The following is a 10,171-nucleotide window of genomic DNA, read 5'->3' as shown; positions in this document are numbered from 1 at the left end:
CCAACCGACGTGGTCGGCGTGCAGGTGGGTGAGGATCACCAGGTCGACGGACTCCGGGGGGAATCCGGCGGCGGTGAGACGTTCCAGGAAGTCCGCCCCGACGGCCGGGCGGTTCTGTCGTGTGGTGGCCCAGCTCGAAAGGGCTGGAGCGCAATCCGCACGTGGCCGGTGGTGTGCGCCGGGAGGCGTGCGGAAGGTGGGGTGCTCCGGTGTCACTCGGGTGGGGGCTGTTGGGGGTGGTGGGCGGGTCATCAGGGTGGCGGTATGGATGCGGAGGATGCCTGGCGGGCTGGTCAGTTGCGGCGTGCGGCGGTTGCGGCGTTGATCGGGACGGCGATCGAGTTCTACGACTTCTTCCTGTACGGCACGGCTGCGGCGTTGGTCTTCGGGCCGGTGTTCTTTCCCGAACTCGGCGCGGTGGGGGCGTTGTTGGCGGCGTTCTCGGTGTACGCGGTGGCGTTCCTGGCGCGGCCGTTGGGGGCGGTGCTGTTCGGGCACTTCGGGGACCGGCTGGGGCGGAAGACGACGTTGGTGGTGTCGCTGCTGCTGATGGGGGTGGCGACGGCCGCGGTGGGGGTGTTGCCGGGGTTCGGGGCGTGGGGGTGGTGGGCGCCGGTGGCGCTGGTGGTGCTGCGGGTGTGCCAGGGCGTGGGTCTGGGCGGGGAGTGGGGTGGGGCGGCGCTGCTGATCGCCGAGAACGCGCCGACCGCGCGGCGCGGGCGGTACGGGGGGTTCCTGCAGTTGGGGCCGACGAGCGGGTTCGTGCTGGCGAACGGGGTGTTCCTGGTGCTGCAACTCGCGCTGGACGAGGGGGCGTTCCGGGAGTGGGGCTGGCGGGTGCCGTTCCTGGCGTCGCTGGGGCTGGTCGCGGTGGGGCTGTTCGTGCGGCTGCGGATCGAGGAGTCGCCGGTGTTCCGGGAGTCGGCGCGAGCCGAGGAGGCCCGGGGCGGGCGGGCGCGGGTGCCGGTGGTGGAGGTGCTGCGCGGGCACTGGCGGGTGGTGCTGGCGGGCTGCGGTGCGATCACCGTGGGGTACGCGCTGTTCTACCTGACCACGACGTACGCGCTGGCGTACGCGACGACCGGGCTCGGGGTGTCGAGCACGCTGGTGCTGTCGATGCTGCTGGTCGGCGCGGTGGGCAAGGGCGTGATGGTGTGGGTGAGCGCGGGCCGCAGTGACGGCTGGGGTCGGCGGCGGACGCTGGGGTGGGCGACCGGGCTGGCGATCGGGTGGTCGCTGGTGCTGTTCCCGCTGCTGGAGACGGTGCGCCGGCCGCTGATGTTCGTGGCGCTGGCGGGGGCGATGCTGGTGCTGGGGTGCATGTTGGGGCCGGTGGCGGCGTTCCTGCCGGAGCTGTTCCCGACCCGGGTGCGCTACACGGGTGCCGCGCTGACGTACAACCTGGGCGGGGTGGTGGGCGGTGCGACGACGCCGCTGGTGGCGACGCGGCTGACCGCGGCGTACGGGACGGCGGAGCCGGTCGGCTGGTACCTGGCGGGGCTGGGCGTGGTGGCGCTGGGGTGCCTGTGGCTGCTGCCGGAGACCGGTGGTGCGGAGCTGGCGGCGGTGGACGGCGGACGCCGCCGGGTGCCCGCCCTGGGGGCGGACCCGGCGGCGTAGCCGAGACGGTGCGGGCCGTTCGGACGGCGGACCGACCCTCAGGCCGTGGCGAGGGCGGCGCGGCCGGCCAGGACGACGGCGGTGTGCCGGGCGACGCGCTCGCCGAGGTGCTCGGCGGTGGCGATGTCGGCCTTGTGCACGGCCTCCGGGCCGGCGTCGGACGGGGAGGAGGCCGCGGCGCCGGTGAAGAAGCCGAGGCGGTTGAGGTCGTTCTCGCTGGCGGTGGTGGCGTTCCAGCCGGGCTTGAGGCCCAGGTTGACCCAGTTCATGCCGTGCTGGGCGGCGAGGGTCTGGAAGAAGCCGAGGGTCTCGCCCTTGTCGCCGCTCTTGGAGGCGGAGTTGGTGAAGCCGGCGGCCACCTTGTCCTTCCAGGCGTCGGTGAACCAGCGCTTGCTGCTGGCCTCGGCGAAGACGTGGAAGGCGCCGGAGGCGGTGCCCATGTAGGTGGGGGAGCCGAAGACGATCGCGTCGGCGGCGTCGAGCTGGGCCCACTGCTCGTCGGTGATCGTGTCGACGGCGATCACCACGACCTCGGCGCCGCCGGCGGCGGCCCCGCGGGCGACGGCCTCGGCGATGACGGCGGTGTGGCCGTAGCCGGAGTGGTAGGCGAGGGCGACGGTCGGGCGGGCGGCGGTCATGGCGGGGCACTCCTGAGGGGTGTCGTGGGCAGGGCAGGGGAAGGGCGCCGGCCGGGTGGTGCCGGGCCGGACTGATGGTCTCCAATATAGACCAGGTCTCCATTGGTAACCAAGGATGGATTGGAGACCGACCCCGTTACCCTGGAGGGCATGACGACGCAGCAGCGGGCCCGGGCGCGGGAGCGGGGCCAGGACGAGGACCAGGGCGACGGTCGGGAACACGAGCTGGCGCGGGACGTCTTCGCGCAGTTCTGTCCGAGTCGGGCGATGTTCGCCGAGCTGGCCGACAAGTGGTCGATGCTGATCCTGATGAGCCTCGGTGAGTTCGGTCAGCAGCGCTTCTCCGAGTTGCAGCGTGCGGTCGACGGGGTCAGCCGCAAGATGCTCACCCAGTCGCTGCGCGCCCTGGAGCGCAACGGGTTGGTGCGCCGCACGGTGTTCCCGGAGACGCCGCCCCGGGTGGTCTACGAGTTGCTGCCGCTGGGTCGGGAACTGGCCGAGCTGGTGGCGCCGCTCGGGCGGTGGACGGAGCAGCGCACCCCGGAGATGCTCGCCGCGCGCGAGGTGTTCGACGAGGCGCACACCGAGGCGTGAGACGGCGGTCCCCGGGATCGGACAGGTCGGTCCCCGGGATGCGGCGCGGCGCCGGATCGGACGGGGTGACGGGGCCGATTTCCCTTCCGGGCCGACGGCCGTGTAATGTCTTCCTTGTTCGACCGGCCCGGTGAAAACAAACCGGCAAGCCCCTATAGCTCAGTCGGTAGAGCGTCTCCATGGTAAGGAGAAGGTCTGCGGTTCGATTCCGCATGGGGGCTCCACTGAAAGACCCTCGCCTCGCGGCGGGGGTCTTTCGCGTTTCCGCGGGCCCGTGCCGCGCCCGGGCGGGGCGGCCTAGCGGGTCGGGTACGGAATGCGCTGTGATGGTGCGTCATCGGCCGCCCGCCCGAGGGGTGCGGGCGGGCCGGACCCCGACCGGGAGGGCGTCATGGGCGTTCGACTCGTGGTGGTCGACGACCATCGGCTGCTCGCCGAGGCGCTGGCCACCGCGTTGCAGCTGCGCGGCCACCGGGTGCTCGCGGTCGGCTGTCCGGCCGGCGTCGCCGCCGACCTGGTGGCCGGGCGGCGCCCCGAGGTGTGTCTGCTGGGCGTGGCCGCGCCGGGCGAGCCGGGGGCCTTCGACGGGCTGCGCCGGATCCGCCGGGAACGCCCCGAGGTGGCCGTGATCGTCCTCGGGCCGGTGGGTGAACTGCGCGGGGTGGCGGGCGCGTTCGCCGCCGGTGCGGCCGGGTACGTGCCCAGCGACGAGCGGATCGAAGTGGTCGAGCGGGCGATCGGCCGGGCCCGGGCGGGGGAGGCCGCGGTGGCGGTGGACGTGCTGCGCGGCGCGTTCGACCAACTGCTGCGGCCCGCCGCCGAACCGGACGACGAGGCGGTCCGGCTGCTGCGGCTGCTGACCCGCCGTGAGGTGCAGGTGCTGGCCCGGATCGCGGACGGCGAGGACACCGCGGCGATCGCCGCCGGGATGCGGATCGCCGCGAGCACCGCCCGGACGCACGTCCAGCGGGTGCTGATGAAGCTCGGCGCGCGGACCCGGCTGGAGGCGGCGGCGGTGGCGGCGCGCACCGGTCTGCTGGAGCGGATGTCCGGCGACTGAGCGGGGCCGGACGGCCTGGTCGGGCGGTCCGCGCCGGCTCCGGCGGGCGGGTCCGGTGGTCCGGAGCACCCCGGCGGGCAGGGAGAATGGTGACCGTCGTACACACGTCGTCGATGGCCCCCGCCGACCTGGCGGACCATCGCCCGCTGGAGGTCTCATCATGAGTAAGTACCTGGTCACCGGTGGTGCCGGCTACGTCGGCAGTGTGGTGGCCGCCCACCTGCTGGAGGCGGGTCACCAGGTGACCGTCCTGGACGACCTCTCCACCGGCTTCCGCGAGGGCGTCCCGACCGGCGCCGAGTTCGTCGAGGGCCGGGTCCAGGACGCCGGCAAGGTGCTGGACGGCTCCTTCGACGGCGTGCTGCACTTCGCCGCCTCCTCGCAGGTCGGCGAGTCGGTCGTGGACCCGGAGAAGTACTGGCGCAACAACGTCGCCGGCTCGCTGGAGCTGGTGAGCGCGATGCGCGCGGCCGGCGTGCGCAAGCTCGTGTTCTCGTCCACCGCCGCCGTGTACGGCGAGCCGGAGGTCGTGCCGATCCTGGAGACCGCCCGGACCGCGCCGACCAACACCTACGGCGCCAGCAAGCTCGCCGTCGACCACCTGATCACCAGCGAGGCCGTCGCCCACGGCCTGGCCGCCGTCTCGCTGCGCTACTTCAACGTGGCCGGTGCGTACGGCGAGTACGGCGAGCGCCACGACCCCGAGTCGCACCTGATCCCGCTGGTCTTCCAGGCCGCGCTCGGCCAGCGCCCGCACATCGCCGTGTACGGCGACGACTACCCGACCCCGGACGGCACCTGCATCCGCGACTACATCCACGTCGCGGACCTGGCCGAGGCGCACCTGCTGGCGCTGGACGCCGCCAAGCCGGGCGAGCACCTGATCTGCAACCTCGGCAACGGCAACGGCTTCTCGGTCCACGAGGTGATCGAGTCGGTCAAGCGGGTCACCGGCCGGGAGATCCCGGTGCAGATCGCCGGCCGCCGGGCCGGCGACCCGGCCGTGCTGGTGGCCTCCGCCGGCCGCGCGCACGAGGCCCTCGGCTGGACGCCGCGCCGCCCGAACCTGGACGACATCGTCGCGGACGCCTGGACGTTCACCCTGAAGAAGAGCGGCCAGCAGTAGGACGTACGACGACCGCCGCGGGCGCCGCCCCCGAACCTTCCGGGGGCGGCGCCCGCGGCGTTCCCGCCGCAAGGCCGCCCGCGCACGCCCTTCCTGACGAAACTTCACCAAACCACCACGAGGGCTTACCCGGGCCCGTACGCTGAATGCGGTACCGGTGGGGGCCGGCGCCCTTTTCGGCCTCACCGGCCACCGGTGGGCGGCGGAGTGACGGGCCCGGATCACGGGTGCCGGACCGGTCCCCGCCTCCCGGGCTCGGACCGGTCTGAGCAGGGGGGTAGTGACGATGGGGCGGATCCGCGTCCTGGTGGTCGACGACCACCGGATCTTCGCCGAGGCGCTGGCCGCGGCGCTCGCCGCCGAGCCCGATGTGGAGGTCGGCGCGGCGGGTAGCGGGGCCGCCGCCGAACGGGCACTGGAACGGGCCGCCGTCGAGGGCCGGGCCTTCGACGTGGTGCTGATCGACGCCGACCTCGGTGCCGAGGCCGGGCTGCCGGGCGGGCGCCGACGGCCCGGCGCGGACCCGGTCGATCCGGCCCGTCGGCGGCTGACCTCGGCCGTGCCGCAGCCCCGCCGCCCGGCCGTACCGCCCGCGCCGCCGCCCGGCGGTCGCTCGGTGGACCTGCTGCGGCCGGACGTGCTCCGGCCCGAGGGGTTGCGGTCCGATCCGCAGCGGTTGGACCCGCGCACCGCCGACCAGCTCAGGCCGGCCGCCCCGCCGCCCGACGGCATCACCTTGCTCGCCCGGCTCCGCCGGGGCCACCCCGGGCTGCGCGCCGTCGTCCTGGCCACCGCCGACGACCCGCACCGGGCCGCCCGGGCACTGCACGCGGGCGCCACCGGCTGGGTGGCGAAGGAGAGTTCACTGGCCCGGCTGCTCGCCGTGGTCCGGGGCGTGCTGCGGGACGAGACCCATCTGCCGCCGGCGCTGCTCACCGGGGTCATCCGCGAGCTGACCACCGCGCGGCGCGACCGGACGGAGAGCGAGCGCCTGGTCGACACGCTCACTCCGCGGGAGAAGCAGATCCTGCGCTGCATGGTCGCGGGGCTGGGCCGGCAGGCCGTCGCGGAGCGCCTCTACCTGTCCCCGCACACCGTCCGCACCCACATGCAGAACGTGCTCGGCAAGCTCGGAGTGCATTCCACCCTGGCCGCGGTGGCGGTGGCCCGTCGGGCCGGGGTCAGCCCCGCGGAGCCGGCCGTGCCGGCGTCACCGTCGGTCGCCTCGACCACCGTGCCGGGCACCGGGTAGCCGGGAGTCGGGTAGCCGGGTAGCCGGGTAGCCGGGTGTCAGCTGGTCGGGTGCCGGCGGCCGGCGGCCGGGTCCTGCCGCCGGCCGGGTTCAGCCCGGGATGTTGTCGAACGGGGCGACCAGCAGCCGCAGCAGCGCGGCGAGTTCGCCCTGCTGGCCGGAGGTGAGCTGGGCGAGCAGTTCGCGCTCGTGCGCGAGCAGCCCGGCGAGGGCCTGGTCGGCGCGGTCGCGGCCGTCGTCGGTGAGCCGGACCAGCACGCCGCGGCGGTCGTCCGGGTCCGGCAGGCGCTTGACCAGGCCCTTGCCGGTCAGGCGGTCGATCCGGTTGGTCATCGTGCCGGAGGTGACCAGGGTCTGGGTGAGCAGCTGTCCGGGGGAGAGCTGGTACGGGGAGCCGGCCCGCCGCAGGGCGGTCAGCACGTCGAACTCCCAGGGCTCCAGGCCGTGCTCGGCGAAGGCGGTGCGACGGGCGCGGTCGAGGTGCCGGGCGAGCCGGCTGACCCGGCTGAGCACCTCCAGCGGCTCCACGTCGAGGTCGGGGCGCTCCCGACGCCACGCGGCAACCAGCCTGTCGACCTCGTCCTCCATGACGATCAGTGTATCGGTGGATGTGTCGATGTGAAGTCTCTTGACATCGAGAAATCTGCCGAGGAGGCTGTGACTGGATATCTTGATATCGAGATACCTGTGAGGTGCACCATGACCACCCCCGTCTGGGACCCGGCACAGTACCTGCGGTACGCCGACGAACGCACCCGGCCGCTGCACGACCTGCTCGCCCGCGTCCCCGCCCTCCCGCACCCGGAGGAGCCGGTGATCCTCGACATCGGCTGCGGCCCCGGCAACTCCACCGCCGTCCTGCGCCGACGCTGGCCCCGGGCCCGGATCACCGGCATCGACAACTCCGCCCCGATGCTCGCCACCGCCCGCACCGACGGCGAACCCACCGCCGACTACCTCCTCGCCGACGCCCGTACCTTCGACCCGGGCCCCGCCCGGCCCGACCTGATCGTCTCCAACGCAGCTCTGCAGTGGATGGACCCGGAGAAGCGCCGGCCCCGACAGGGACCCTCCTCGCCGAAGGCGGGCGAGGAGGGACGGATCGACGGCCACCTCGGCCTGCTCCCCCGCTGGGCCGCCGCCCTGCGGCCCGGGGCCGTCCTCGCCTTCCAGGTCCCCGGCAACTTCGACGCCCCCAGCCACACCCTGCTCGCCGAGCTGCGCCGCCGCCCCCGCTGGCGCGACCTGCTCGGCGAGGACGCCGTCCGGCCCGGCGTCCACCCGCCCGAGCGGTACCTCGACGCGCTCGCCGGGGCCGGCTGCGCCCCCGACGTCTGGGAGACCACCTACCGCACCCTGCTGCCCGGCCCGGACCCCGTCCTGGAGTGGGTCAAGGGCACCGCCCTGCGGCCCGTCCTCACCCGGCTCGCCGACCCCGCGCAGCGGGCCGCCTTCCTCGCCGAGTACGGGGCGCTGCTGCGCCGGGCCTACCCGGCCGGACCGCACGGCACCGTGTTCCCGTTCCGGCGGATCTTCGCGGTGGGTACGAAGGCCTGAGCGGCGCACGGGAGGCCCGAGCGGCGGACGGAGCCCGAGCGGCGGACGACGGGCCCCGGATCAGCCCTTCCGGTCGCCGACCAGCTTCGGGTGCCGTTCCAGGCCCTCCAGCCCGTGCCAGGCCAGGTTCACCAGGTGGGCCGCGACCTGGGCCTTGTCCGGCTTGCGGACCTCCAGCCACCACTGCCCGGTCAGCGCCACCATCCCGACCAGCATCTGCGAGTACATCGGGGCCAGCCGCGCGTCGAAGCCCCGCGACTTGAATTCCAGCCCCAGGATGTCCTCCACCTGCGTCGCGATGTCGCTGATCAGCGAGGCGAAGGTGCCGGTCGACTGGGCCACCGGCGAATCCCGCACCAGGATCCGGAAGCCGTCCGTCGAGGTGTCGATGTAGTCCATCAGCGCGAACGCCGCCTGCTCCAGCAGCTCCCGCGAGTGCCCGCCGGTCAGCGCCCCGGTCACCATGTCCAGCAGCAGCTGCATCTCGCGGTCCACCACCACCGCGTACAGCCCCTCCTTGCCGCCGAAGTGCTCGTACACCACCGGCTTGGACACCCCGGCGCGCTCGGCGATCTCCTCCACCGACGTGCCGTCGTAACCGCGCTCCGCGAACACCGTCCGGCCGATCTCCAGCAGCTGCTCACGCCGCTGCTTCCCGGTCATCCGGACCCGGCCGCCCCGCCGGCGCGGCGCGGGCGCAGTCGCACCCCCCGGCGCGGACCCGGCCGCCGGTGCGGCGACCCGCGGACGGGCCGGCGCCGCATCGGGCGCCGCGTCCGTCCGCGTGCTGTGGTGGCCGCCTGTGCTGTCTGCGCTGCTCCCGTTCACCCCTACATCATGCTGGAAGCGCCGCCTCATGCGGCGCGGCGGGCGGCGATCCGCTGGGCGTCCGGCCAGCGGACGTCCCGGACCCAGCCGGCCAGCTCGAACCAGCGGATCAGCCGGGCCGAGGAGTCGATCTGTCCGCGCAGCACGCCGTGCCGGGCCGCCGTGGGGTCGGCGTGGTGCAGGTTGTGCCAGGACTCGCCGCAGGAGAGCACCGCCAGCCACCAGACGTTCCCCGAGCGGTCGCGGGAGCGGAACGGGCGCCGGCCCACCGCGTGGCAGATCGAGTTGATCGACCAGGTGACGTGGTGCAGCAGCCCCACCCGGACCAGCGAGCCCCAGAAGAAGGCGGACAGCGCGCCCGTCCAGGACAGCGTCACCAGGCCGCCGACCAGCGGGGGCAGCAGCAGCGAGATCGTCGTCCAGAGCCAGAACAGGCGAGAGATCCGCCGCATGGCCGGGTCGCGGACCAGGTCCGGGGCGTACTTGAGCTGCGGGGTCTGCTCCTCGTCGAACATCCAGCCCATGTGCGCCCACCACAGGCCCTTCAGCAGCGCCGGGATGCTCTCCCCGTAGCGCCAGGGCGAGTGCGGGTCGCCGTCCTTGTCGCTGAACCGGTGGTGCTTGCGGTGGTCGGCCACCCAGCGCACCAGCGGCCCCTCGATGGCCAGGCTGCCGGCGATCGCGAGCGCCAGCCGCATCGGGCGGTTGGCCTTGAAGGCGCCGTGGGTGAAGTAGCGGTGGTAGCCGACGGTGATGCCGTGGCAGGTGAGGAAGTACATCGCGGTGGTGATCGCGACGTCCGTCCAGCCCATCCCCCACCCCCAGGCCACCGGTACGGCGGCCAGCAGGGCGGCGAAGGGCACCAGGATGAACAGGGCGAGCGCGAGCCGCTCGGCGAACCCCTGCTTCTCCCCGCCACGGGTGGCGGACAGCCGCGCGGGGGCGGGATCGGAGGATCGGGCGGAGTCGACGGGGAGCGCGGCGGTCCCGGCGCGCGCTTCGCTGCCGGCCTGGATGGTCATGGGCGTCCCTTTGCAGCGGCCCTGAACGGGAGCGGAGCCTACGTTGGCGTAACTTACGGCATCGTAGGTTCGGCGCCGCCGGGAAGGGAACACACTGCCGCGCGGCGCTTGAGTGAATTCACCCGACTGGATGGATGAACCGCCCGCCGGTCGGTCGTGTCGTCCGCGGGCGCCGGAATCCGCTGGAGGATCGCCAGGGAGGGCGCTACAGGTGGTAGATGTAGCGCGCGCTACACCGTAGTCTTGGGCGAGCGCGCCGCCGGGCACCGAGGGCGGGAGCGTCGGTCCCGGATCGTCTAAGGGCAGGACAGCTGGTTTTGGTCCAGCTTATGGGGGTTCGAATCCTCCTCCGGGAGCACATCGAGTGGCTGTGGCCCTGCTTCTGCGGGCCGGGGGCTGGCAATCGGGTCAACTGCCTCGCACTATGCTCGAATCGCCGGGGCACGTGTGCGGATCCACGCCCTGGCCGCTCTG

The 10,171-nt window shown here is 73.7% G+C and carries 10 protein-coding genes, 2 tRNA genes and 1 pseudogene; 8 read left to right on the top strand and 5 right to left on the bottom strand.

The window, feature by feature from the left end:
• A pseudogene (locus tag ABTY15_RS33225) lies at nucleotides 1–93 on the bottom strand (MBL fold metallo-hydrolase); the annotation flags it as partial.
• Nucleotides 94–264: 171 nt separating this feature from the next.
• Between ABTY15_RS33225 and ABTY15_RS33220 the strand changes: the two are divergent.
• Nucleotides 265–1,620, top strand: coding sequence for an MFS transporter (locus ABTY15_RS33220; RefSeq protein ID WP_350603878.1), 1,356 nt, complete (start codon nucleotides 265–267; stop codon nucleotides 1,618–1,620).
• Between the two features lie 38 nt (nucleotides 1,621–1,658).
• Here ABTY15_RS33220 and ABTY15_RS33215 read toward each other — a convergent pair whose 3' ends face one another.
• Nucleotides 1,659–2,258 carry a flavodoxin family protein gene (locus tag ABTY15_RS33215; RefSeq protein ID WP_350603876.1) on the bottom strand — a complete coding sequence of 200 codons (600 nt, stop codon included), beginning with the start codon at nucleotides 2,256–2,258 and terminating at the stop codon, nucleotides 1,659–1,661.
• 150 nt (nucleotides 2,259–2,408) lie between these two features.
• Here ABTY15_RS33215 and ABTY15_RS33210 point away from each other — a divergent pair, with 150 nt between their 5' ends.
• From ABTY15_RS33210 to ABTY15_RS33190, 5 genes are all read left to right on the top strand, one after another.
• The gene (locus ABTY15_RS33210; protein ID WP_350603875.1) at nucleotides 2,409–2,852 is read left to right on the top strand and encodes a winged helix-turn-helix transcriptional regulator; all 444 of its coding nucleotides are present in this window, start codon (nucleotides 2,409–2,411) and stop codon (nucleotides 2,850–2,852) included.
• Nucleotides 2,853–3,000: 148 nt separating this feature from the next.
• Nucleotides 3,001–3,076: transfer RNA gene (locus ABTY15_RS33205), tRNA-Thr, on the top strand.
• Between the two features lie 167 nt (nucleotides 3,077–3,243).
• Nucleotides 3,244–3,912, top strand: a complete 669-nt coding sequence (locus ABTY15_RS33200; protein WP_350603871.1) for a response regulator transcription factor — start codon at nucleotides 3,244–3,246, stop codon at nucleotides 3,910–3,912.
• 160 nt (nucleotides 3,913–4,072) lie between these two features.
• A complete protein-coding gene (gene galE, locus ABTY15_RS33195; protein WP_350603868.1) occupies nucleotides 4,073–5,038 on the top strand; it encodes a UDP-glucose 4-epimerase GalE in 966 nt (321 codons plus the stop codon).
• Between the two features lie 286 nt (nucleotides 5,039–5,324).
• On the top strand, nucleotides 5,325–6,290 hold the full coding sequence (locus ABTY15_RS33190) for a LuxR C-terminal-related transcriptional regulator (RefSeq protein ID WP_350603864.1): 966 nt from the start codon (nucleotides 5,325–5,327) through the stop codon (nucleotides 6,288–6,290).
• 90 nt (nucleotides 6,291–6,380) lie between these two features.
• Here the strand turns inward: ABTY15_RS33190 and ABTY15_RS33185 are convergent, their stop codons facing one another.
• The gene (locus ABTY15_RS33185) at nucleotides 6,381–6,878 is read right to left on the bottom strand and encodes a MarR family winged helix-turn-helix transcriptional regulator (protein WP_153462181.1); all 498 of its coding nucleotides are present in this window, start codon (nucleotides 6,876–6,878) and stop codon (nucleotides 6,381–6,383) included.
• 111 nt (nucleotides 6,879–6,989) lie between these two features.
• Here ABTY15_RS33185 and ABTY15_RS33180 point away from each other — a divergent pair, with 111 nt between their 5' ends.
• Entirely contained in the window at nucleotides 6,990–7,847 is an 858-nt protein-coding gene (locus ABTY15_RS33180; RefSeq protein WP_350603855.1) for a methyltransferase domain-containing protein, read from the top strand.
• Between the two features lie 60 nt (nucleotides 7,848–7,907).
• Here the strand turns inward: ABTY15_RS33180 and ABTY15_RS33175 are convergent, their stop codons facing one another.
• Nucleotides 7,908–8,510 carry a TetR family transcriptional regulator gene (locus ABTY15_RS33175; RefSeq protein WP_280678407.1) on the bottom strand — a complete coding sequence of 201 codons (603 nt, stop codon included), beginning with the start codon at nucleotides 8,508–8,510 and terminating at the stop codon, nucleotides 7,908–7,910.
• Nucleotides 8,511–8,701: 191 nt separating this feature from the next.
• A complete protein-coding gene (locus ABTY15_RS33170) occupies nucleotides 8,702–9,697 on the bottom strand; it encodes an acyl-CoA desaturase (protein ID WP_350603852.1) in 996 nt (331 codons plus the stop codon).
• A 285-nt stretch (nucleotides 9,698–9,982) separates the two neighbouring features.
• On the opposite strand from ABTY15_RS33170, the gene ABTY15_RS33165 reads away from it, so the two are divergent.
• Nucleotides 9,983–10,053, top strand: a tRNA-Gln gene (locus tag ABTY15_RS33165).
• Nucleotides 10,054–10,171 lie beyond the last annotated feature (118 nt).

The sequence above is a fragment of the Kitasatospora sp. NPDC097643 genome (assembly GCF_040302625.1).
GTDB lineage: Bacteria > Actinomycetota > Actinomycetes > Streptomycetales > Streptomycetaceae > Kitasatospora.
Note: the sequence above shows the minus strand (reverse complement) of the source record. Positions and strands in the feature narration are given on the sequence as shown.

Bases quoted from the DNA above. Each gene is read 5' to 3' on its own strand.
- ABTY15_RS33170 (WP_350603852.1), bottom strand. From the start codon at position 9,697: ATGACCATCCAGGCCGGCAGCGAAGCGCGCGCCGGGACCGCCGCGCTC.
- ABTY15_RS33210 (WP_350603875.1), top strand. From the start codon at position 2,409: ATGACGACGCAGCAGCGGGCCCGGGCGCGGGAGCGGGGCCAGGACGAG.
- ABTY15_RS33220 (WP_350603878.1), top strand. From the start codon at position 265: ATGGATGCGGAGGATGCCTGGCGGGCTGGTCAGTTGCGGCGTGCGGCG.
- galE (WP_350603868.1), top strand. From the start codon at position 4,073: ATGAGTAAGTACCTGGTCACCGGTGGTGCCGGCTACGTCGGCAGTGTG.
- ABTY15_RS33175 (WP_280678407.1), bottom strand. From the start codon at position 8,510: ATGACCGGGAAGCAGCGGCGTGAGCAGCTGCTGGAGATCGGCCGGACG.
- ABTY15_RS33185 (WP_153462181.1), bottom strand. From the start codon at position 6,878: ATGGAGGACGAGGTCGACAGGCTGGTTGCCGCGTGGCGTCGGGAGCGC.
- ABTY15_RS33200 (WP_350603871.1), top strand. From the start codon at position 3,244: ATGGGCGTTCGACTCGTGGTGGTCGACGACCATCGGCTGCTCGCCGAG.
- ABTY15_RS33190 (WP_350603864.1), top strand. From the start codon at position 5,325: ATGGGGCGGATCCGCGTCCTGGTGGTCGACGACCACCGGATCTTCGCC.
- ABTY15_RS33215 (WP_350603876.1), bottom strand. From the start codon at position 2,258: ATGACCGCCGCCCGCCCGACCGTCGCCCTCGCCTACCACTCCGGCTAC.
- ABTY15_RS33180 (WP_350603855.1), top strand. From the start codon at position 6,990: ATGACCACCCCCGTCTGGGACCCGGCACAGTACCTGCGGTACGCCGAC.